Origin of the sequence: Bacillus safensis, from assembly GCF_039619585.1 — a bacterium.
GTDB lineage: Bacteria > Bacillota > Bacilli > Bacillales > Bacillaceae > Bacillus > Bacillus safensis.
In genome coordinates, this window is record NZ_CP154909.1 from 230678 (window position 1) to 253754 (window position 23077).

Annotated in this window: 22 protein-coding genes; 10 read left to right on the top strand and 12 right to left on the bottom strand. The window is 42.9% G+C overall.

The genetic code is table 11. From position 1 onward, the window contains the following. Positions 1 to 32: 32 nt before the first annotated feature. Genes mngB through AAYR28_RS01320 form a run of 4 tightly spaced genes read right to left on the bottom strand, consistent with a single transcriptional unit; the run spans position 33 to position 4663 of the window. The gene (gene mngB / locus AAYR28_RS01305) at positions 33 to 2696 is read right to left on the bottom strand and encodes a mannosylglycerate hydrolase (protein ID WP_326134892.1); all 2664 of its coding nucleotides are present in this window, start codon (positions 2694 to 2696) and stop codon (positions 33 to 35) included. A gap of 28 nt (positions 2697 to 2724) precedes the next feature. After that, positions 2725 to 3843 carry a PTS fructose transporter subunit IIC gene (locus tag AAYR28_RS01310; protein ID WP_046313686.1) on the bottom strand — a complete coding sequence of 373 codons (1119 nt, stop codon included), beginning with the start codon at positions 3841 to 3843 and terminating at the stop codon, positions 2725 to 2727. 35 nt (positions 3844 to 3878) lie between these two features. Next, positions 3879 to 4208: a PTS fructose transporter subunit IIB gene (locus AAYR28_RS01315; protein WP_024424400.1), complete on the bottom strand. Its 330-nt coding sequence runs from the start codon at positions 4206 to 4208 to the stop codon at positions 3879 to 3881. Then, positions 4205 to 4663, bottom strand: coding sequence for a PTS sugar transporter subunit IIA (locus AAYR28_RS01320; RefSeq protein WP_046313691.1), 459 nt, complete (start codon positions 4661 to 4663; stop codon positions 4205 to 4207). Before AAYR28_RS01320 ends, AAYR28_RS01315 begins: the two co-directional genes overlap by 4 nt. Positions 4664 to 4905: 242 nt before the next feature. On the opposite strand from AAYR28_RS01320, the gene AAYR28_RS01325 reads away from it, so the two are divergent. After that, complete coding sequence (locus tag AAYR28_RS01325) at positions 4906 to 7572, top strand: S8 family peptidase (RefSeq protein WP_342495926.1); 2667 nt, start codon at positions 4906 to 4908, stop codon at positions 7570 to 7572. A gap of 108 nt (positions 7573 to 7680) precedes the next feature. Further along, on the top strand, positions 7681 to 8163 hold the full coding sequence (locus AAYR28_RS01330) for an Ig-like domain-containing protein (protein WP_061110437.1): 483 nt from the start codon (positions 7681 to 7683) through the stop codon (positions 8161 to 8163). A gap of 308 nt (positions 8164 to 8471) precedes the next feature. On the opposite strand, the gene AAYR28_RS01335 is transcribed toward AAYR28_RS01330, so the two are convergent. From AAYR28_RS01335 to mmuM, 3 genes are all read right to left on the bottom strand, one after another. Continuing rightward, positions 8472 to 9092 carry a hypothetical protein gene (locus AAYR28_RS01335; RefSeq protein ID WP_070326635.1) on the bottom strand — a complete coding sequence of 207 codons (621 nt, stop codon included), beginning with the start codon at positions 9090 to 9092 and terminating at the stop codon, positions 8472 to 8474. Between the two features lie 112 nt (positions 9093 to 9204). After that, positions 9205 to 10608, bottom strand: a complete 1404-nt coding sequence (gene mmuP / locus AAYR28_RS01340) for an S-methylmethionine permease (RefSeq protein ID WP_070326636.1) — start codon at positions 10606 to 10608, stop codon at positions 9205 to 9207. A 46-nt stretch (positions 10609 to 10654) separates the two neighbouring features. Continuing rightward, the gene (gene mmuM / locus AAYR28_RS01345) at positions 10655 to 11593 is read right to left on the bottom strand and encodes a homocysteine S-methyltransferase (RefSeq protein ID WP_070326735.1); all 939 of its coding nucleotides are present in this window, start codon (positions 11591 to 11593) and stop codon (positions 10655 to 10657) included. Between the two features lie 336 nt (positions 11594 to 11929). Between mmuM and AAYR28_RS01350 the strand changes: the two genes are divergently transcribed. The 5 genes from AAYR28_RS01350 to AAYR28_RS01370 all read left to right on the top strand — a co-directional run bounded on the left by AAYR28_RS01350 (position 11930) and on the right by AAYR28_RS01370 (position 15042). Continuing rightward, positions 11930 to 12760 carry a YitT family protein gene (locus tag AAYR28_RS01350; RefSeq protein ID WP_034283328.1) on the top strand — a complete coding sequence of 277 codons (831 nt, stop codon included), beginning with the start codon at positions 11930 to 11932 and terminating at the stop codon, positions 12758 to 12760. Positions 12761 to 12859: 99 nt separating this feature from the next. Then, positions 12860 to 13177, top strand: coding sequence for a PadR family transcriptional regulator (locus AAYR28_RS01355; protein WP_024424392.1), 318 nt, complete (start codon positions 12860 to 12862; stop codon positions 13175 to 13177). Next, positions 13170 to 13757 carry a DUF1700 domain-containing protein gene (locus AAYR28_RS01360; RefSeq protein WP_070326637.1) on the top strand — a complete coding sequence of 196 codons (588 nt, stop codon included), beginning with the start codon at positions 13170 to 13172 and terminating at the stop codon, positions 13755 to 13757. Before AAYR28_RS01355 ends, AAYR28_RS01360 begins: the two co-directional genes overlap by 8 nt. Then, positions 13754 to 13924, top strand: coding sequence for a hypothetical protein (locus AAYR28_RS01365; RefSeq protein WP_167364606.1), 171 nt, complete (start codon positions 13754 to 13756; stop codon positions 13922 to 13924). The genes AAYR28_RS01360 and AAYR28_RS01365 overlap by 4 nt, the downstream gene beginning before the upstream one ends. Positions 13925 to 14262: 338 nt before the next feature. Continuing rightward, positions 14263 to 15042, top strand: coding sequence for a hypothetical protein (locus tag AAYR28_RS01370; RefSeq protein ID WP_098677762.1), 780 nt, complete (start codon positions 14263 to 14265; stop codon positions 15040 to 15042). Positions 15043 to 15318: 276 nt separating this feature from the next. Here the strand turns inward: AAYR28_RS01370 and AAYR28_RS01375 are convergent, their stop codons facing one another. From AAYR28_RS01375 to AAYR28_RS01385, 3 genes are all read right to left on the bottom strand, one after another. After that, complete coding sequence (locus tag AAYR28_RS01375) at positions 15319 to 15522, bottom strand: hypothetical protein (protein ID WP_034283153.1); 204 nt, start codon at positions 15520 to 15522, stop codon at positions 15319 to 15321. A 16-nt stretch (positions 15523 to 15538) separates the two neighbouring features. Beyond that, positions 15539 to 16231, bottom strand: a complete 693-nt coding sequence (locus tag AAYR28_RS01380) for a hypothetical protein (RefSeq protein WP_197172481.1) — start codon at positions 16229 to 16231, stop codon at positions 15539 to 15541. A 628-nt stretch (positions 16232 to 16859) separates the two neighbouring features. Beyond that, the gene (locus tag AAYR28_RS01385) at positions 16860 to 18077 is read right to left on the bottom strand and encodes a multidrug effflux MFS transporter (protein ID WP_340899453.1); all 1218 of its coding nucleotides are present in this window, start codon (positions 18075 to 18077) and stop codon (positions 16860 to 16862) included. Positions 18078 to 18290: 213 nt separating this feature from the next. Here AAYR28_RS01385 and AAYR28_RS01390 point away from each other — a divergent pair, with 213 nt between their 5' ends. Further along, a complete protein-coding gene (locus AAYR28_RS01390) occupies positions 18291 to 18827 on the top strand; it encodes a GNAT family N-acetyltransferase (protein WP_345808911.1) in 537 nt (178 codons plus the stop codon). A gap of 58 nt (positions 18828 to 18885) precedes the next feature. On the opposite strand, the gene AAYR28_RS01395 is transcribed toward AAYR28_RS01390, so the two are convergent. Beyond that, positions 18886 to 19089: a hypothetical protein gene (locus AAYR28_RS01395; protein ID WP_034621634.1), complete on the bottom strand. Its 204-nt coding sequence runs from the start codon at positions 19087 to 19089 to the stop codon at positions 18886 to 18888. Positions 19090 to 19199: 110 nt separating this feature from the next. On the opposite strand from AAYR28_RS01395, the gene AAYR28_RS01400 reads away from it, so the two are divergent. Next, the gene (locus AAYR28_RS01400; RefSeq protein WP_162860207.1) at positions 19200 to 19739 is read left to right on the top strand and encodes a DUF402 domain-containing protein; all 540 of its coding nucleotides are present in this window, start codon (positions 19200 to 19202) and stop codon (positions 19737 to 19739) included. Between the two features lie 38 nt (positions 19740 to 19777). Here the strand turns inward: AAYR28_RS01400 and AAYR28_RS01405 are convergent, their stop codons facing one another. Continuing rightward, complete coding sequence (locus AAYR28_RS01405) at positions 19778 to 21391, bottom strand: S8 family peptidase (protein WP_259455952.1); 1614 nt, start codon at positions 21389 to 21391, stop codon at positions 19778 to 19780. A 187-nt stretch (positions 21392 to 21578) separates the two neighbouring features. Between AAYR28_RS01405 and AAYR28_RS01410 the strand changes: the two genes are divergently transcribed. Further along, complete coding sequence (locus AAYR28_RS01410) at positions 21579 to 23060, top strand: amidase (protein WP_034283336.1); 1482 nt, start codon at positions 21579 to 21581, stop codon at positions 23058 to 23060. Positions 23061 to 23077 lie beyond the last annotated feature (17 nt).

Genomic DNA, 23077 nt, shown 5'->3' on the forward strand with positions numbered 1-23077 from the left:
GGCGGAATCCATTGGATCCCGCCCCTACATGTTCATTTTTTCTTTACAATGTAGGTTTGTACCTGACAAGGTGTAAGCGGTTCAATGTGTAATGATCCATGTTGTGCTTTGAGTATATGTCCTTCAGGTGTTTCTCCTAAATTCGCTGTTTCTCCGTGTTGTAGAGATGAACTATTGATTGAAGCGGCTGTTTGACGCGTTAAATATGGATTGAAGAGACGAATGACAATGCCTGTTCCGTGCTCTTCTTTTTTCAGAGCGCTTAGAATGGCTCCATCTGTCTCGATGTCAAGCAGGCTATAAGTAGATTGTAAGTCTTCTTTTTCATCTCGGAAAGAGAAAATTAAACGACCGTTTAAAAAGTCTGCCCGCTCGTAGCATTGAACAGGTGTGGTATACCGTTTGGCAAGCTGCGCTAGGTGTCCCTCGCTGACTGCATCCTTGCTATAGTGCATACCAAATGTGAATGACAGTGCACCTTGCAGCTGAGCGTCAGGCGTATCCACAATTTTTTCCCCAGATGCGCGTCCTGGACGGTAAAGAAGGTTTTCTTTCCCCATTTTCCCGAAACAGCGGAAGAGCGTATATGCAATCGTTGTATAGCCTTCTCCTGTGATCTGATATTCTCTCACGCAGTCGGTCAACAGAGCGGCACCATATGCTTCATCACGAAGTGCGACAAAGGATTGCATCGGTTCAATGGTGATCGGTTTTTCTTCCCAATGTTCATTGTTCCACCATTCAAGCTCTTGTGTTAGCTCTGTTGGGCGTTCGATTGTACCAAACTGTTGATCGCTCAGTGATACGTTTGATGCGATGCCTGTATCAAAAAGAACGCGCAGGCGATGATCTAACGCATGGTTGTCCACATCTACATGAAAACGGATGACAGCATCGTCTTTGTTTAATGCCACCTTCGCTGTGATCTGAAGTGAAGTCCCAGCCAATTGCTTAGAGCGCTCCTCTAGGTCGTAAGGGACAGTGAGCTGAAGCTTGATGGTCAGCTCTTGCTGCAGGCCGCTTTTAGCCACTGAGATGTCTGCTGATGAAAGATCCTTGGATGACACATACAGGTCCTCACGAGGGGGGGAATAGTTGTAGGAATCCCCATCATCTCCGTTGTCTTCAAAGATCATTTGCTCAGAGAATGTCCGGCCAGTTTGCTTATCTGTGATGTCCAGTGATCCGTTGTCATTTGCCGCAATGCGGTAATACGTATTTTCAATCACTCGTCCTTCAGTTTGTTCCCATGCCGATTCGCTTGATTCATCGAAGACCATGCTGACCTGTGTATAACCAACTGACGGTAAGTTGATGGCTTCAATCAGCAGAATGGCTTTCCATACTTGCTTTGGCATGTACACTTCTTTACTTGGGTTAAGAGAAATTTGCTGTGCCAGCACATAATCTGTGACATCGGTTTTGCTTTTCACTGTGTACTGAAGCGTTCGTCCATTTGCATCCTTTAGCGTAAATGGACGTTCCGTGATAAAGGTTTCGACTTCAATGACTTCAGAACGCTTTGAAGGCAGTGTATTGAACAACGTGAATGTGATTTCTTGCTCTGTTTGCAGTCGAATTGTGATGAGACGCATGTGCAAGTCCACAAGATTCTCGGCGATTTCCTTTGCCTGCTTGTAGCGGAAGAAGACATCTTGGTTTGTCGTGTCACTATTACAGCCGCCAATGCTGTCATGCGCTGCATTTTCAAACATGAGGTACCAAATATCACGAACCGTATCATGCGGATAGTCGTGTCCAAGCGAATAGCTAATCGTGAGGATGGGCTCCATCACATTCACGAGATAGTTTTCAATTTGGTTGTTTAAGATTTTTAAATCCGCTCGTGTTGAAAAGATAGATTTATGAATCCGCATATGCTTCGCATGAATGAGCTCTCCGTGTAATGTCTCGAAAGATGTCCGCTCTTTTTTTACTGCTGCAATATAATCTTCTAAGCTGCTGATTTGATAGTGGTGCTTGTCAAGTTCATTGGCTTTTTCTAATAAGTCAGGCAGGTTTTTACGGATGGGTGCTTGGTCAAAGCCATTCGGGAAATAGACATTCTTTGTGGTTGCCTTTGCTTGCAGCGCACCAATCTTTTCAGATAAAAAGGCTTGTAAGTCCTCATCTTTCTCAGGGATATTTCCACCGTAGTAGTAGCCGAATGGCAGATTCACAGCAAAGACTTCACTGCCGTCAGCACCGCGCCAATTGAATTCAGTATGGTTCGTCATATGGTCAGAAACGCCGCGCCAAAATGCCGTATCGACAATGCCGAAGCCGCGATAAATTTGAGGCATTTGTGCGGATTGACCGAAGGAATCAGGGACATAGCCGACTTTCATCACGTGGCCGAACTGCTGACAGCGTTCAATCCCATATTGCAGGTTCCGCACAATCGATTCACCTGAAATGACGAGCTGGTCGGTTTGGGTATACCATGGGCCGATGATGAGACGTTTCGCTGTGACAAGCTTTTTGATTCGATTCTCATCCTCTGGCCGCCATTTCAGATAATCATCTAATAAGGAAGCCTGGGCATCGAGCATGAAGTAATGGAACCTTTCATCTGTTTCAAGGGTATCTAAGATGTCCATTACGCTTTTCATTAAGTAAATACGGGAGCGGGAGGTGGTGAAATACCATTCCCGGTCCCAGTGAGTATGTGGAATCACATGTACATTGACAGTCATTGATCAACGACACCTTTCTTCGTTCAAATTATCCTTCTAGCACAAGGTCAAAATCGTCTTCTTCTTTCTGCTTCTGATCATGTTCCGGCGTTTTTGGCTCTTTTTTCTCAGAGAAATTCACAAGCAGGTTGGCGCCAATACCGATGACGAGTGCGCCAGTAAGGGCTCCGATTAAATAAGCCCACCAGTTTCCGACTGAGAAGAAGCCGTATAGCCCGCCAATTGGCGGCATGATGTCATGAACTCCTAATAATGCAGCGACCCCGCTTCCAGCAGCACATGCGACAACATTGAGCGGAATCAATTTCAAAGGATTGACGAGGGTAAAAGGGATCGCCCCTTCCGTAATACCGATAATCCCCATGACAAGGCCGCCTCGTCCGGCTTCTCTAAAGGTTGGGGAGAAGTTGCGTTTTCGAATCAATGTCGCAAGCCCGTATCCAAGCGGTGGAATGACAATCGCAATATTGACGAGAATGGCAGGGAGGTAGACACCTGATAGGAAGAGGGCGTTACCAGCCATCCACGCTGATTTATTCACCGGTCCGCCAAGATCGAATCCAATCATCGCCCCTAAAATGAGAGCGAGCGCGAGTGTGCTTGTTCCATCAGCGACCATACCTTTAATCCATTCAATTAATGCCGTGTTCAAAGCGCCTAATGGTCCGCCCAGCAGAACTGACATAAGAAGTCCGGTTAAGCCAACGGTAATGAGCGGCAGGATGAGCAGAGGGACGAGCCCGGCTGCAGAGCCTTGAATTTGAATTTTTCTTTTTACAAAAAGAGCAACATATCCTGCGAAGAAGCCTGCAATGACGGCACCAATAAATCCAGCATTGGTTGAGCTGGCGAGGGCACCGCCGATAAAACCGGCTGCAAGGCCTGATTTATCCGCTATGGAATAGGCGATAAATCCAGCAAGCAGGACGTTCATTAAGCCAATACCTGTCCAGCCGACCTGCTCCATTAAATAGGCGCCGTGCAGTATGCCGCCAGCTTCCTTATAGGGGTTTAAATCTGAAACGCCAAACCCTAATCCGACCAGTTTTGCTAAACCAACGATAAGTGAGGCGCCGATGATTACAGGAAGAATATAAGAAATACCGGTCATAAGATGGCCTTCAATGACTTTTAATTTTGCTTTCATTTTCTTTGCTCCTTTCTATATGGCATTGCTCATGTTTATTGAGATTCAGACTTTTTCTTTTCAACAAGTGCTACAGCTTTGGTGATAATTTGCTCGGCATTTTTTAAGGCACGTCCGATCTCGACACGTACAGTGGGAATGCCTGAGAAGCGTTCCGCATCGTTGATATGCTGATTTGAGGCAATGATGCAGAGGTCTGCCTGCTGCGCTTCCTCTGCTGTAATGCCGTTCACCTGTCCCATAATCCCCTGCTGTTCGATTTTGATCTCGTGTCCGAGCTGTTTACCTGCATTTTCTAACGCTTTGGCTGCCATTGGAGTATGAGCTAACCCTGCTGGACATGAAGTGACACCGACAATTTTCATTGTGTAATCCCCTCTTTCAATTGTTGTTCAATGACGTCGTAATAGTAATCAGCTGTTTGACCTGGTTGAATCTTCTCGATAAAAGCAGGTTCCATTAGACTGGTCGCAATACCTGACAGTAATTTCAGATGTGTGACATTAGCTTCTTCTAGTGGAACGAGCAGTGTAAATAAATAGCTTGTGGGCAAATCGTCGAAGCTTCCCCATTCAATGGGTTGTTCAAGTTCTAAAAAAAGAAGTGAAGCCGTTTGTACAGCGGAGCTTTTTGTATGTGGAATGGCGAAGCCTTGCTGAAGTCCTGTTGAGACTTCGTCTTCGCGTGTCAACAAATCTGCTAATAGCCCCGCCTGATTGTTTGTAATCTGAAGGTCTTCAGCTTTCTCGGAAATGTATTGTAAAATCTCATTCTTTGATCGTCCGTTTACTTGTGTGAAAACATGATCTTTTTGGAACAAGCTGATCCCTTCTCTCTTGTTTGTTAAGCGCTTACAAGTTGATTGTAATGTACTTTTCCGCATGGTTAAATAGCATCATTTTCCGTTTGAAATGGCAAAAAGTTTATGAAGCTATCCGTCTTGCTGACTGAATATCTCAAATCCTAGCTTAAAACGAGTTTAATTATGTAAAAAACAGATTCTACTAAATGTATTTCTGTGATATTCTTCCAAGGTATCATAAAAGATAAGGGGGTCTTTTCATGTTCAAAAAGCAGGTCAAATCCTGTGTGATCGTACTCATGGCCATCATTCTATGTATGGCAGCATTACCTGGATACGAGGCAGCAGCTGCCACTCATGGAACAAGTGTCAATGAAGCCATTGGGTTAAAAAATGGTGAAGTCATCTCAGGTACATTACAGAATGAAAAGGAAGAGTCGTGGTATCAAATCACGCCATCTGCACAAGAGGTGGCAAAACATACCCACATGCAAATTTCTGTGAAAAGTAAACAAGTGCTGTCCGTATCGGTCTATCCAAGTAAGGACAGAGCGATGAAGGATGACACATATTCAAGATATCGCGTGGACACAGCAAGCGGAGAGACAGAGATCAACTTCCCGCATGCATGGTCAGGTCCCTATTATGTCAAAGTGCTCTACTTAGGGTCGGAGGAAGACAGCCGTGATGAGGAAGAGGATGCGGCATATACAATCGGATATAAAGGAGCTAACCTTCCGCCTTCTGAACCTGTTTTTCCTGAAGAAGATGAGCCTGAAATCATCATTATTGAGAAAAAATACGGGCGTGAAATTCTTCAATCGATTCGTACAATTGAAGATAAACGATTCAATGAAACGGCAGAAGGTCAAAAGCTTTCACGTCTGCTCCAAAAGACAAAGCCGTTTCTCAAATCAAAGCTCATCAAACATCAAAAAGAGCAGCAAAAGGTATACAACCATCTGCTCACATTAAAAACACTGCTAAATGACGTAGAGAAAAATGGTGCATTTAGCGGTCATGTCGTAACAAAAAAAGAACAACAGGCGATCGGCTCCCTTTTTGATATGCTCAAAGAAGCAAGTCCGGCATATTTAAAAAAGGAATTAGAAGCCGTCAGTCAAAAAATGGGCATCGATCAGCTTGAAGGAAAGTCAGTTGGTTATGTATTAGAGAAACAAAAGCTTGTAAAAGAAGAGAAGGTTAAAACGAATAAGATAATTTTTAAATTAAAGGATGGCCAAACACTTCAATCTGCGAAAAAGAAAATGAAAAGCTACGGCATCCAAGAAAACCGTGTGACCTCACAGTCAGTTAGTCCTTTATTCAAAGGAATGTATGTCTATGATGTGCCAGCAGGGCAAGAATCAGCTGGAAAGACACTAAAAGCAGGCAAAGCGGTCATCAAAAGCACGGCAAGAAAGCTTTCCAGCATGCCGAATGTTGAATTTGCAGAGCCTGTTCAAACCTATCGTGCGCTAAGCAGCGACGCGCAGTATGGTTATCAGTGGCCGTTGAAAAACAGTGCGCAAAACAGCGGGAAAAAAGGCGCTGACGTCAAATTTGAACAAATGAATACACTGATTGGCACAAGCAAAATGAAGCAGACATTAATTGCTGTTGTGGATACAGGTGTAGACAGCCGTTTGACAGATTTAAACGGGACTGTTCGTACAGACTTAGGTGCGAATCTCATTGGACGAAACAAAGATGCGATTGATGACAATGGACACGGTACGCATGTGGCAGGCATCATTGCCGCAAAATCCGATAATCATTACTCAATGGCAGGCCTTAACCAACATACGGGCATCATTCCGGTGAAGGTGCTGGATGCCTATGGCTTTGGCGATACAGAGCATATTGCACTTGGGATCAAACATGCAGTGGACAAAGGCGCAAAGGTGATCAACATGAGCCTTGGCGGCTATTACAGCAGAGTGATTGAATATGCAATGAATTATGCTGCACAAAGAAATGTACTAGTGGTCGTGGCAAGTGGAAATGATGGCGTACCAGAAATGGGCTACCCTGCGACGTCAAAATACGCAATGGCGGTTGGCGCAAGCAACCGTATGGATATTGCCGCTGAGTTTTCAAGCTATGGCAAAGGACTGAGCATGTCAGCACCAGGGTCGGATATTCCGAGCCTCATGCCTGATGGGAATGTCTCATACCTGAGCGGGACATCAATGGCGACACCATATGTAGCAGCAGCAGCAGGGTTACTGCTTTCTAAAAATCCATCCTTAAAGCCAAATCAAGTGAGAAATCTTTTGCAAAGTACAGCAGATGACATCTCATTTAAATCGATTGATGGAAAAGACGACGTTTTCTATGATGAAAACGAGGAGCCAATTGTCGATCCGAAAATCCCAGGAATTGATTGGATGACAGGACATGGCAGACTGAATGCATTTGCTGCATTAAGTGCTGTCGAATTGAATGCATCAGTGAACAAAGTGGAAGATCAGCATCAAAAGGTGACAGGTAAAGCAAAAGCCGGTGCTGCTATTTCTGTGTATAGAGGCAAAACGCTGCTTGGAAAAGGCACAGCAGGCAAAAAAGGAACCTTTAGTGTGAAGATTAAGCATCAGAACAAAAACAAGGTCCTTCACATTAAAATGTCAAAAGGAAAGGCCGCTACGACGCTCAAAACCGTCGTGAAAAAAGGCAAAGCACCAGCTAAGCCGAAAGTGAGCAAAGTAACCATTAAAAGTAAAGCGGTCAAAGGGACTGCGGGTGCAGGCTTGACCATTAAAGTGAAAAACAAATCAAAGAAAGTCATCAAAACAGTCAAAACCAATAGCAAGGGCGCATTTACTGCCCAAATCAAGCCGCAAAAAGCCAAAACAGTTTTGTATGTGACCGCATCAGATGTGAGAAAAAGAGAAAGCAAAGCGGTAAAAGTGGTTGTGAAAAAATAAAAAAAGGACTTCCCTTTCTAAAAAAAGGGAGGTTTTTTTGTTTTTAACTGGAAAAATACCAATTAATGTCGATAGTAATATAGTAGGAAAAAAAAGGAGGATTTATCGATGAAAAAAATCATGTTTGCTTTCTTTCTATCATTGCTTCTCGTATTCCCAAGCTTTGCACATGCTGAAGAAACAGGTGCAGTACCAGCATCCGTTCAAGTAACAAGTGTCACAGCAGCCGATAGTGGAATAGTGAATTACGGCTATGGCAGTAAATATCGCGTGGGTTCTTATTATCCAGCTACGTTTAAAGGGACACTCAAAGATGCAAGCGGAAACCTCATGCCTAATCAGCCGATCAAGCTTTATTTTGAAGCAGCCATCAAATCTTATGCTCAAACAGCGACAGGCACAACAGACGAGAATGGACAGTTTTCACTGACGTTTCAAGTTCCTGCAGGTGCAGGCTACCAATCATACAATAATGCAGGCTGGTCAACACATTACTACGATATCGTTCCAGTGACGTTCACGTCAAACGACATCAAACTATCTTCAAATGTCACAAGTGTGTACCATTTGGCATATACTTCACGTTATTAATCTCATAGAAAAAAAGGATGTCATCAGGTGACATCCTTTTCTTTTTGTTAGCAAACCTGCTGGGCGGCAACCGAATGAGTCGATAAACAAACACTCATCAGCCGTTATTCCCAGATTCGATCGAGCATTTAACTTTTAACCTTGAGCTTTGATAGATAAGAACTTTCACACTTGAACTTTGATCCTTGAACGTTCAGCTTTGAGCTTTTATCAAGGATCATCCTAAGATGATCATCAGATGAGGAGGGAATGACCTTTCCCTCGGAGGTGTTTAGTCCTATCGATTTTCGGCTCACTAACAAAATCAATTAATCCATCTGTATTTTCGTTAGTGTATTGCTTTCAGACAAGGAAAAATCAACTTCCATTTGGAAATCTTCAATTTCTTTCGAAAGCTGTTCAATTTTCACTCGAAGGCGAAGCGGATCGATGATCACCGCCTCATTTTCAGCTAGAAAAGACTTCACGATCTCTTGGTTGGCGGCCGCTTGTGTCTTTCCATCTTTCCCAAACAAGGTCTCTAAATGCTGATCAAGTCTCATTTTCACATCTTCATTCGTTTGTTCAGCTTTGTCGACCAGCTCTTTGTACACCTGTTTCATTTTCCGTAAATAACGAATATCGTAGTCTATCGACGTCTTTCGTTCAATCGCCTCTGCCACCGTCATACGGACACCCGCCACATCAATCATTGTGGTTGCATTTGATACAACGATGGCTGATTTGATGGCATTCCGGCGTTTGATTAAAGCTCGAATCGATTGATCATCAGCCTTTGCCTTTTTTTCAATCTCTTCTTGATTCTGAAATCCGTGCTGTATATGTTTCCCGATCATCAATCCACCGAGTACGGCTTCATCAACGGTTCGGTTGATTCTTTTATCTAACATTTTCAGTTCACTTAATGCTCTTGTAATGGTCATTTCCATATTCACGACAACTCCCTTGGTTCATCCTGAAATCATAGATTCCTATCATATACCAAAGTGTGCTTCTTTTACTAGCGATATCCTTTTTTGTCAGATGAAAAAACCCTGATGTTTATACACCAGGTTTTTCTCGTTTTTTCTGAATCCAAGCTGTCACGTAATAGGCAGCATAGCAGAGCGCAATGAAAGGAATGCCGCAGATGAGGGCAATCCGCTGATTTGGATCAAAGGCAATGCCGATGACAGATGCAAGACATAGGAGGAAGGCTGCAATCGGAACTACTGGATAGAGCGGTGTTCGAAAGGATAAATCATGAAGCTGTCCGCCTTCCTGTAAAAATCTTTTCCGGAACATAAACTGTGAGGCAGCAATCCCCATCCATACAACCACAACGGCCAGTCCAGAGATTGACACTAGGACAAGGTATACCGTTTCTGGTGCGATCACGCTCGATAGCAAAGAAAGAATACCACCGATCATACTTAAAATGAGTGCATTCAAAGGAATGCCTTTTGACGTCAGCTTCGCCAGTTTTTTAGGAAGTGTCCGTTCCTCAGAAAGCGACCAAAGCATACGAGATGATGCGTATAATCCTGAGTTTGCGGCAGATAAGATCGCGGTCAGGATGACAAAATTCATGAAATCTGCGGCATAAGGAATCCCGATACGATCAAATACCACGACAAATGGGCTTTTGATCACCCCGGCTTCTTCTACTGGAATCAAGCCAGCCAACACAACAATCGTTCCAACGAAAAACAGGACGAGACGCAGGACGGTTGTGCGAATTGCTCTTGGAATGGTCTCGTCAGGATTGACGCTTTCACCCGCAGCAATCCCAATCAACTCCGTACCTGAAAAAGCAAAGTTGACCGCAAGCATCGTCATTAAAATTGGTAAAAAGCCGTTTGGGAAAAGTCCGCCTTCGCCAGTGAAATTAGAAAACAACGGAGCGGCCTCACCGCCCTTTAATGGGATCAAACCAAACATGGCAGCTCCGCCAAGAATAATAAAGAGAATAATAGCCATCACTTTAATACTGGAAAACCAAAACTCTGATTCTGCAAAAAACTTGACTGTAAATGCATTCAGTAAAAAGATGAGAAGAGCAAAAACACCACTCCACATCCAAACTGAAGTGTCTGGAAACCAGCGCTGCATTAATAGTCCTGCGGCTGTAAATTCCGAACCGAGTGCCACTGTCCATGTCAGCCAGTATAGCCAAGCAACCGTATAGCCTGTACCAGGTCCAATGTATTTTGTTGCATACGTATGAAAAGCCCCTGTGACCGGCATTGCGACAGACAGCTCACCTAAACAAAGCATCACGAGGTAGACAATTAAAGCCCCGACAAGATAGGCAAGAATGGTCCCCGCAGGTCCGGCCTGATTGATGGTATACCCAGAGCTTAAAAAGAGCCCTGTTCCAATGACGCCGCCTAGAGAAAGCATGAACAGGTGCCGGCTCGTCATTTTTCGTTGATATTGTTGTGACTGATCTTTTGCTTGTTCCATGTCTTCCCGCCCTTTTGCTTAGAAGTATGTGTGATGATTCATGATGCTACGATGTGGTTCGTTTTAAGATGTCATTGATATCTTCTGGGGTCGTCCGGCAGCAGCCGCCGATGATATTCGCGCCGTCTTTGTACCATTGATGCGCACATTCCCCAAAAGTAAGATGAGACGTATCTCCGTTCCATACTTTTTCTTCAGGATCATATATTTCACCTGAGTTTGGATATACCACAATCGGTTTGCTCGTTCCCTTTTTCATTTCTTGAATAAGAGAAGTAATAAATTGCGGCGGCGTACAGTTCACGCCGACGGCAGCGATTTGTTCATAAGGCTCAAGCGCTTGTACACATTCTCGAATGGAATCACCTTCACTAATGTGCAGGCCATCCTTTGCGCTGAATGTGATCCAAGCAGATACCCCGCTGAATTCATCCTGCAGCAGCTTTGCAATGGCAGTTGCTTCAATCAGACAAGGAATCGTTTCGCATGCAAGAATATCTGCACCCGCTTCTACTAATGCCTGAATTCTTGGTCTGTGAAAATCAATAAGAGCCTGCTCTGAGAGTCCATAATTTCCTTTATATTCTGAACCATCAGATAAATAAGCGCCGAATGGCCCCACAGATCCAGCGACAAATGGTTTTGTCCGTCCTTCACGACGCGCTTCATCCTGCCAAAAAAGATCGCGTGCCTCTTTCGCAAGAGTGACAGAGCGTTTCATGAGTTCAATCGCTTCTTCTTTTGTATAGCCTTTTTCAGCAAAGCCTTCAATCGTTGTTTGGTAGCTGGCGGTTGTTGCGCAGTCAGCACCTGCTTGGAAGTAGTCCAAGTGTACTTGCTGAATCAATTGTGGCTGTTCAATAAGTATTTTGGCTGACCATAAACGATCGTTTAAGTTACAGCCCTTTCGTTCAAGCTCTGTTGCTAATGCACCGTCTAAAATCAAAGGTGCGTGAGCCTGTAAACGGCTTTGAATAGGATTCATCGGAATCAAACAGCCTCCTTTTTAGATCGGAAATGATGGATATGATATGAGGCAGTAGTTTAAATGACTAAAGTGTTTTTGTCAAGGAGAGGAAAAAGCATCATAGGGCGGAAAAACCCTGAAAACATGCGGGTTTTGATGCATAAAAATGCAGTCAAAATAATAGAAAACCAAGTCATTGACAGCCTCTGAAAAGAGATATATATTATGGAAAGATTGATTTCAGAAAGCTTCATCAAAAGGCGCCGTCTTTTGATTTTTATGTTGTCCAACGACTGTCTTCTTTCGTGCAGAAAGAGGGTTTTTTATATGCTTAAAAAAGGAGGAAAGAAGAAATTGAAAAAATGTGTAAAAGATATAGCGATGATTCTAGTTGGTTCTTTTTTATTTGCCGCAGCAGTGAACATGTTTGTCATTCCGCTTGAATTTGGTGAAGGCGGCGTCACGGGGCTGTCCATTATTTTTTATTATTTGTTTGAGATTGCACCGTGGCTGACGAACCTCGTGTTTAATGCCATCTTACTGCTTGTCGGCTATAAGTATTTAGACAAGAAGACCACGATTTATACTGTGGTTGCCGTCGCAAGTAACTCTCTATTTTTGCACCTGACCACAACATGGGTCGTGAATGTTCATGAATTGATCATTGGAGCGATTTTTGCAGGAATTATCATCGGAATTGGGATTGGTCTTGTGCTCAGAGCAGGTGGAACAACGGCGGGTTCTGCCATTCTCGGAAGAATTGCCAACAAGTATTTAGACTGGAACGTGAGCTATGCCATTTTGTTCTTTGATCTGATCGTTGTATTTGCTTCCTATTTTATTATTGGTGCGGAAAAATTAATGTTTACCATTGTGATGCTGTACGTGGCGACAAAGGTGATGGACTTCGTGATAGAAGGACTTAACACGAAAAAGGCAGTGACGATTATTTCTTCATGCAAAGATGATATTGCGGAAGAAATCAATCACACCTTAGATCGAGGCGTAACGATTTTAAACGGACGCGGTCATTATTCAAAGGAATCGAAGGAAATTCTTTACGCGGTCATTCAAAAGCAGGAGCTCATGCGCCTTAAGAAAATTATTAAGAAAATAGATCGAGACGCATTCGTTGTTGTCCATGACGTACGCGATGTGTTCGGAGAAGGATTTGTGAATATATAAAAATGAAAAGACCCTAAAAAGGGTCTTTTTTTTATTCTCTATACCTCTTGTCACACAATACTATGTAATGTATAGTATAAATAGTTAGGAGTTGTAAACATGAATGCACAATTAAAAAAAGGATTACTGGAATTTTGTGTACTGGCGGTATTAAAGAAAGGCGATTCCTATGGTTATCAAATCATTAAAGATATGTCCCATTGTATTGAGATTTCAGAATCGACATTGTATCCGATTTTAAAGCGTTTAGAGCAAAACAATTATGTGGAGACCTATTCCCAGGAACATAACAGTCGATTAAGAAAATACTACCGCATGACAGAAAGCGGGCGGGAGCATATGGCGCAGTTTTTAGAGGAATGGGATCAGGTGATGGCGATTTACGACTTTATTTCTGGAGGACAGGGCAATGAATAAAAAAGAATTTTTGAGCAGCCTAAAGAAGCATCTGCATCTTCTAGGCGAAAAAGACAGTGATCGGTTTATCGAATACTACGATGAAATGATTGAGGATTATCAGGAAGATGGCTATAGTGAACAGGAAGCGGTTCAGCAAGTCGGACAGCCTGCTATGATCGCTGAAGGGATTATGAAGGAACAAGGTATAAAAACCGTTCAGGTGCCGACGTTTGGAGAAAAAGCCACAAGACTCTCCATTCTCATTTTAGGCTTTCCGTTATGGGGCAGTATTCTAGCAACAGTCTTCCTGCTGATTCTTTCTGTGTATATGGTGATTTGGTGCATTCCACTCGTGACAGGTGCATTGACGCTTACTGGTCTGCTCGGCGGTTTTTGGAGCATCATTGGTTCTCCATTTATTTTTCAGGACGGTTTGCATGTGGTGGTGACGCAGGTTGGCGTTGGTATTCTTCTATTAGGTGTCGGATTATTAAGCGGCATAGCCACGGCGTATTTGACAAAGCTATTTGTGCAAATGACTATTCAAACAACTAAGGCATTCATGGGAATGTTTAAAAAGAAGGTCGTGAGAGTATGAACGTGAATGATTTAAAAAAGCAATGCATCAAATGGGGGATCATCTTCACCGTTGCCGGAGGAATTGTCATGACAATTGGTTTTGGACTATCAGGCTTTGATTTAGATGCATATCACAACAATGACCAGAGTAACGTGTTCCGCACCATCAATTGGAGCAAGCCATAATAAATGAAAAAACCCGCTTATGCGGGTCTCAGCGTGTAGACAAACCCTGGCAAGATTGCCAATACATTTAAGGTGAACAAATCTGTGTTCATGATGGATCTTGTAAAGTGAAATTATAGAATATGAAGACAACAAAAAAAGAGCTTGCATAAGCTCTTTTTTATTCTGCCTTGACTGAAGGCAGATAACCTGTCTTTTTTTGTTTGTTTACTTACTTTAGTATTGCTGGTGTTAGGATTAAATACCAAGAAGGGATAGTTGAATTTGACGACGAATTTATCAAAATAAAACACTTTGTGAATTCCAAGATAGGCAGTCATGGGAGGAGGGGAATAGTGATGAGTGAGGAATTGAATAGTGAACAGATACTATATCTTAAGAGCTACGAAAGAGAAAAGAGATTATTAGCCTTTAACAGTGTGCAGGCTGGGGAAGAGTTCGAAGGGAACTCTAGTTTAAAGCTTGAATCACTAATAGGCAGATGGGTACTCATTGATTACATTGACAATGGTTTTGTCAATTCAGATACCCGGTGTGAATGTGGAAGACCATTAAGGTATCAGTACATTGTAAAACACAACCAGACTGGTAAAAGCAAAAGGCTAGGAATAAAACATTTTGAAGATCATATTGGATTGAAGAAAGCTGTTGTCAATCGAATTAAGAAAGAGTTTGCTTCCATACAAAAAGAGGTTGAAGAAATTTCTAATAGAAGAACACAATTAACTTGGTCCTTGGTGAATGAATTGGGTTATGTTCCAAGCATGAGTGAAGATATGAAGAAACAAGTCAAACTGGGTTTATCTCTTTCCAACAAGCAAATGAAAAAAATTAAACTGGAAATGGAACAGAAACATCAGTACAAAGAGAATGATCAATATAAAACTAATTTTGATCGAGATCTGTTCAGCTTTGATTCAGTCATTGAAACTGGTGAGCTAACGACAATCCAAAAGGAGAATATCCTGGCTTATATGGGAAAGGGAATAGAAAGTCCAAAAATCATTACTGACATGCTAATCGAGTATAACTTGATTAGTAATGAAAGATATTCTTCGGGTACACCCAAGGCTTATCCTTATGTATGCAAGTTCATGGGGAAAAAGGGTTTTTATTAAATTAAACGAGAAAAATGGTATTTAGGAAGTAGAATCGAAAATGAAAGAAGTGGCCGACAAACTAATCACTTGAAGTGTGAAAGAAGGTCAAGTACTAACATTATAATGTGTTACCGTTGAATGATCCCTCTGGTGTCTTTTTTTATTGTAAAAATGTTATTGAAATACAGGTCACTGTACAATACCTGAATTCAATTGAAACTAAACAGCCAGTCATCGAAAGATTTTCGACAACTGGCTGTTTTTATAAAGGTATATTTATCCCTTAGAGAGGATTTACTTTTTATCACTTAAGTGATTCAAACGTTTTCGAAGAACTAGGGATGAGACAGTGAAAACTGTGAATGCGCCAGCTGAACCAGCAGCAAACATCAGCACAAAGTTTTCGTTTGGGTCTTTGAATAACAAAGAGACCGAGAGAACTAAAGCCGCACCACTAATTCCTAATCCTAATATTGACATCGCTAATAATTTATTCATAGAAACACCCTCAGACTCACAATTTGAAACAAGCAACTACTGCACCCATCCCACCAGCTCCAAGAACTGCATATGCGCCAATACATGCTGCACATATTGGAGCAGTAACCGGCGTTGGAGCTGCACATGAACCAGCACAACCAACCGCAATTAAATAAGCCGCACCACTACCAATTCCAAGCACTGATGCAATGCAAGCTGCTTTTGCTTTTACGCCCTGTGTTTGAATTTCAGGAGGATTTTCTGCAAGTAATTCTTCATCTGACATATAAGATAGCTCAGTATCAACTGACTTTACAAGAGAACCATCCACATAAGTCTCAACCTTGAAATTACCCTTATCATTCTTTGTCACCAACATTTCATTTGCCTGTAAGACGGTATGATCCTCATCAATGAAAAGAGTGATATTACTAGGAAGGCTATAATCTCCATTTATAGGAACTGTAACAGCTGTAACTCCACCACCCACTTTATAAACACTGGATTTTTTCAATCCGTATGTATCTACAGGTGCTATAGCTTTAACTCCCCCGTTCTCTATAGTATCAAGCGCTATATTGACCATTTCAGCGGCAGCATCTCCCTTGATTGGAACAATTGAAGAATCACCTTCTTTCGCAGAAACCCCTGCAGTTGAAGAAAAACTAAAACAAATCAGGGAAAAAATCAATATTAATTGCAAGAATGATTTTTTCTTCTTAGACATAAAAATTTCCTCCTCTTTAATATTTTTGTTGCATTTAACTATTTATATGTAAATATTACATTTACCTTCCTTATTTGGTATTTTTGCAAAAATGAGTAATAACACCTAATTATTGTCCGTACAATCGACATTATTAATAGTTTTTGCTTTTAAGAGAATAATTCTAAATCACTAGTAAAAGGTGTAGAGGTCACAAAAATTATGTGGGGAATATAATTTGTAATGATTCAGAAGAGTTGTGGAAAGAGAAAAGAGCGCTGTAAAAAAAGACATGTTTATGAAGTACTTAGACATGTTAGGGGTGTATCGATAAATACCATGATATTTCTTTAAAGAGAAGTAAAAGGAGACTTTTAAACTTCACAGCTGCAAAATGGAGATCAAAACTCGCTATATTCTTTCTTCAGACGCAATTTTAAATTGCGACCTAAATTAGCGAGATAGCTATTGATTTGCCAGTAGAAACTCAGTATCCGTATATGATATATGGTGTTTCGCATTCTTTGTCAGTTCTGCGCTCCGATGCTCGTCCTTCCTAGACTTCAAAGGTTTTCTATCACGCTGAAAAGAAGACAAAGAGCTAAAATCAAGATCATTTTAGCCCTTTGTCAATAGTCTTTAAACCCGCTTATTCGGGTCTTTTTTTCGCTCGGGCCACAAAGAAGAAATAACAGCAAAGTGCGCCTAGATCACAAAGCATAATGATCAGACCCATTGGAAAGGCTGTTTGGCTTCCGGCTAGTCCGACAAGAGGTGTCATGCAGGCGCCTAGCAGCATTTGCGCCACACCGATCAGTGCAGCTGCACTTCCTGCATGCGCTCCGTGATGCTGCATCGCAAGAGACGGGGCAGAGGTGCCGACAATTCCAACGCTTGAGACAACAAAAAACAGTGGAATCAGAATACCGTACAATCCTGCATCAATTGAGATCATGAAAAATAAAGTGACTCCCCCTAATGCAGCTGTCAGCAATCCAATGCGAAGGACTTTCTCTTCACCAATTTTCGCAGCAACTCGGGCAAATACTTGTCCAGCCGTGATGATCCCAAGACTATTTACCGCAAAGGCCGCACTAAATCCTTGTGGAGAAAGGTTGAAAATATCTTGAAGCACAAACGGTGAACCAGAAATATAGGCAAACATCGCTGCGAAGACTAGACCTTGTGATAGGGCATATCCAACAAAGAGACGATCGCTCGCTAGAATTTTCATCGCACCTAGGATCTGTTTGAAGCCCCCAGTCTGTCTGCGTTCCGCAGGTAAGCTTTCTTTCAATGAAAACATTGATCTTAGGAGCATTAGCGCTCCGAGGATTCCTAGAAGAACAAACACACCCTGCCACGTCGTGAACCGTAACATTTGTCCGCCCACGATAGGTGCCGCTGCCGGAGCAACCCCATTGACTAACATCAGCAATGCAAAGAATTTCGTCATTTCTGATCCTTCATAATGATCTCGTACGATGGCTCGTGCAATGACAATGCCTGCTGATCCAGCAAGTCCTTGAATCAATCTAAGAAGAATGAACGTCCAAATCGATGTGACCACTGTACAAAGAAGGGATGCCGCAATAAAGATGGTCAAGCCAATCATCAGCGGTTTTCTTCTGCCGATCGTATCGCTGATCGGGCCTGCAATCAGCTGGCCAAGCGCCAGTCCAATGAGACAAGCCATCAGACTTAATTGAGACAACGCCGTGCTTGCTTCAAAGTCACGGGCGATATTAGGTAAAGCAGGTAAATACATATCCATTGCCAGCGGAGCAAGGGCGGTTAAAGATCCGAGCAATGCGGCAAGGAGAAATCGATTTTTTTTCGATTCTTGGGGATAAGATAAAGAACTCATATGATGACAACACTCCTCGTATACTTCCTCAACACAGCATAATGAATCAAGCGTTCCTTTTCAATGAAAATTTTTCAAAGATGATTTCGTGCAAAATGATTGATCTTTCGAATGAGACTCTTTACATTGAATGAGTAGAGAAAAGAGTAAGGTGATCGCATGCAGTGATTGCATGATACGTATATCCACTAATAGAGAGCAGGAGGTGCTGACATGAAGCAGCAAGAGCTGATCATTCGTCAAGCAGTCAAAGAAGATCATGAGGCTATCACACGCGTGCTGATCAAATCCTATGCACAGTATGAGCCTCAATTTACAGAGGAAGGCTGGCAAAATTATTCTGCCGCGCTTGCAGCAGCTGTAGATAATCCGAACATGGAGCTGATGCTTGTGGCGGAGCTTGGCGGCAAAGTCGTAGGGACGCTTCAAATGTTCCGCTCATCAGAGCAAGCGTATGATAAACCCGAAATGGGCATTACATCAGCCATCGTCCGGTTTTTAGGAGTAGATCCCGATGTGAGGGGAAAAGGCATTGCAGAGTCATTGCTGCGTAAAAGTATTGAACTGACGCAATCATGGGGCGAAAATGTCCTGTATCTTCATACATCTGATAAAATGCAGGCCGCCATTCGCTTATATGAAAGAATGGGCTTTGAGCGTGCGCTTGATAAAGAATTTGTGAACCAAAATGGGACACATGTCAAGAGCTATCAATATGTGATCAAGAAAGAACAGCCGGCAGGCTCATAATATAATGTGCAGCAAAAGGAAGAGCTTACCTCCATGGACAGCTCTTCCTTTTTTCAATTTACGCCCACAGTGCCAGCGCCCAATAGGATACCACCCACGAGATGAAACCGAACATGACAAAGAATTTTAACATGCGCTCGTAAGGAGACAGCTTTCGTTCTCTCTTCGTTTTCACCAGCTGCCAATAAAGGACATAGCCGCAAATCATGAGAATGATTTGTCCAAGCTGTGTAAAATTTTCAAGAATCGTGATTCCGTTCATTTATTCCACCTCATCATAGGTCTTCCATAAGTAAATGAGGCAATCCTTTATTTCTTCAAAAAAATCGGTGTATACTGGAAAGAAACGAGATGTTTAGAGGGAGTTGTGACATGTTGTTTTCGCTGCATGCGGATCGTTGGGATAAAGTCATCGAGAGAAAAATCAAATACGATCAAAAAGTTGTGGAACATACCTGTCAGCTGTTAGACACAAAGGAGCAGCAGGCTGTGCTGTTTCACAAGATTGAAGAACCGTTTACGATGAGGGCAGGTGAGGGTGCTCTAACCATTCCAAAAGGGAGCTATACGACCGCCTATTATTGGAAGGATCGTCCTTATAACATATATTTCTGGAGAGATGATCAAGGGAAGGAACTAGGATCTTATTTGAATATGGTGGGAGATACACAGTTCAACGGGCAGCTGGTCATGTTTGAAGACCTCATTATTGATCTTCTCATTCTTCCGAATGGTGATGTCTTTGTGCTGGATGAAGATGAATTGCCGGAGAGTTTAGCGGATTTTGAACACGGTACAGTACGGCGGGCATTAGAGAGCGTGACGGCTTCGTTAGAAAGCATTCTCGATCAAGTGAGGGCAGATGCCGAAGGGAAATATCATCACAGCTTGTTTGAGCCGATGTTGAAATAGAAAAAACGATTCCTCGCTGAAAGGAATCGTTTTTTCTGTTAGACCTTAATACGGTTTAATCGTTTTTGTAAATTGGTTTTTGTTTTGGAGGCTTTTAGCTGTTTGACAGCGCTTTGAGCCGCTGCTTTTGTTTTCTTTGTTCGTTTGGCTTCTGCTTTTTTGACCTTTTGTTTAGCATCTGTCACTTTCTTTTGATAAGCGACTTGTTTTTTTACTTTGTCAAGCCGGTTTTGCAGGCTTGTTTTTTCTTTGCCTTTGTTTAGTTTTTTGATGGCCGTTTGAGCACTTTTAATAGCGCTCTGTGTTTTGTTCTTTTCGGCTGCTTTGACCTTTGCACGTGCCGAGCGGATATCAATGGCTGCTTGGACTTTCTTCACCCGTTCTGTGAGTGCTGTTTTTTGCTTGCTTGCAGTGAGCCGGCCAATTCTCGTTTTGGCTTGATTGACATCTGCCTGCTTTTTAGATGTTTCGGCTTTTTTGACAGCACTGGCCGCAGCCTTTAAAAAGGTGGATTGCGGCACATATTGCACGCGGCCATAGCCGAATTGCGGATCCTTCCCTTTTGCACCAAGATCCACTGTATAGCTGCGCAATAAAGTGCGAAGCTGTGCATTTGTTTTCTTCGGATGAAGCTGTTTTAACAGTGCCAGCATTCCTGTGACATGCGGTGCAGCTTGTGATGTCCCCGTTGCATACCAATATTCATTTTTTAAATAAGTGCTGATGACGTTCTCGCCAGGGGCAGAAAATTCAATCCCTTTCCCTGTATTCGAGATAGACGCAAGTTTGTCTTTGTCAGTCGTTGCAGAAACGGCAATGACACTATTGTAAGCGGCAGGGTAGCTAATATGATTCTTTTTTCCATCATTTCCGCTTGCAGCAACCACGAGCAGTCCTTTTTTATAGGCTTCATCTACTGCTGAACGCAAGATGGGGATATTGTCTTCAAAGCCTAAACTTAAATTAATAATGTCCATCTTGTTGGTAATCGCCCAATCGATGCCTCGAAGCAGACTATACAGGTCGCCTTCTCCCTTTTTATCTAACACTTTCACAGCATACAGCTTCACACCGGAAGCGACGCCGACTGTTCCATAATCGTTATTAAGCGCACCAATCGTGCCGGCGACATGTGTGCCATGTCCTTCATCATCTTTATAAGAGGATGTGTAGTTCACGAATGATTTACCGCCGGATACCTTTAAATCCTCGTGTGAGAAAATGCCAGTATCTAAAACGGCTACTTTTACATTTTTACCAGTGACGCCTTCTTTAATTGCTTGCTTGATATTTAGTTTTTGCAGATTGTAAGATTTTTGTACCAATGCATCCTGATTAGTAGCAGCGGCTGTTTTCTTCACAGTAGAAGCCGCGAGTTTAACCTTTACGTTTTTTGAGACGTAAGCGATGTTTGGGTCATTTTTGAGTGAGGTGACCGCTTGTTCATCTGCTGTCACAGCGACAGCGGGAAGATGTATGTACTGTGCGTTCACTTTCTCACTTTCCTCAATCGCTGTTTGTTTTCCTTTTTGATTTTTATAGACGATGATGACATCTGTTTCTTTTGGCGGTGCAGCTGCCTGCGAATGGAAGGGCAATGCAGTTGTCAACGCAAGAAGAAACGCAATGACGATAAGTAATTTCCTTTTCAATGCGTGGCTCCTCTCATCCGATGATCTCGGTCTTTTTTTCTCTATTATATCGGAGAAAGCAGAGGGATGGGATAGTAGAATTGTCGTCTTGTTCAGAAAGTTATTTTTACAAGTAACCTGAAATTGAAATTCATAGAATTCTAGTAGACAATAGAGACATCATGATAAGAGAAAGAAGGACATGCTGATGAACGTAAAAGAGTATATGACGTATGATGCGGCTGGCTTGGCAGCACTTGTGCAGAATAAGCAGGTAAAGCCCGAGGAGCTTATGCAGGCTGCATTTGATAGATTGAATGAGGTCAATCCAGAACTAAACGCTGTGATACGGACGAGACAAGAACAAGTTTTAAAAGACATCAAGGAGTTACATGAGTATCAGCCATTTGCTGGTGTTCCGTTTGTGCTGAAAAATATATCGCAAGGGATTAAAAATGAACCGCTGACAGCAGGAGCTTTGCTGTTAAAGGATGTAAAAGCAAATTCGGATTCGCACTTTGTTGATCGGTTGAAGCAGGCTGGTTTTCTCATGATCGGACATACAAATACACCGGAATTCGGTTTAAGAAATGTGACGGAGCCTGCTTTACATGGTCCAACGAGAAATCCTTGGAATACGGACTATTCTCCGGGCGGCTCAAGCGGCGGGACAGCAGCAGCTGTTGCAAGCGGCATTGTACCTGCTGGCGGAGCAAGTGATGGCGGTGGTTCCATCCGGATCCCAGCATCCTTTACCGGTTTGTTCGGCCTTAAGCCCACGCGGGGAAGAACGCCGGTAGGCCCAGGCGCAGGAAGGCAGTGGCAAGGGGCTTCCATCGACTTTACACTCACAAAAACAGTACGGGACAGTGCAGCCCTTCTTGATCTACTTCAAGTCATTCAACCTGAAGCTGCTTTCCAAACTCCGTTATACGATGGCAGTTACCAAGAGGATCTGGCGAAACGTACATCTTCTATGCGAATTGCTTACAGCGTAGAATCTCCAGTTGGCACGAAGGTCAGTGAGGAGGCGAAGCGGGCGGTTCAGCAGACAGTGAAATGGTTGAGTGAGCAGGGTCATCAAGTAGAAGAAGCCAAGCCAGAAATTGATGGGGTTCATCTCATGCAGCAATATTACGTGATGAACAGCGGAGAAATGTCTGCGTTATTCACTTCCTTGGCTCGTTCGTTAGGGCGTCCAGTAAAGCCGGAGGAAACGGACATCGTGGCATGGGTGCTGGCGGAGGCTGGCAAGAATGTGACCGCTGCTGCTTATACAGAAAGTCTTGATGCGTGGGATCGGGCTGCTGCACAAATGGCATCATTTCATCAAACCTACGATCTCTATGTGACACCAGCTACTGCCTATTCAGCTCCAAAGGTAGGTGAGCTTATGCATTCAGATCAGGAAACAGCCGCACTTTTACGTGTGTCATCCCTTTCAATGCAAGCACAGCAGGATCTTATTTATGACATGTTCCTCAAGAGCTTGACCTACACCCCATTTACACAGCTTGCCAACTTAACAGGTCAGCCATCAATGAGTGTTCCTGTTCATCTGACTAGCGCGGGCATGCCTTTAGGGGTACAGGTGACAGCACCTAAAGGAAAAGAGGACTGGCTGCTCAGGCTTGCGGCGGAAATGGAGACATCCTCGATTTGGAAAGGAACTAGTCAATTAAATCGATAACGCATGATAAGCGACTT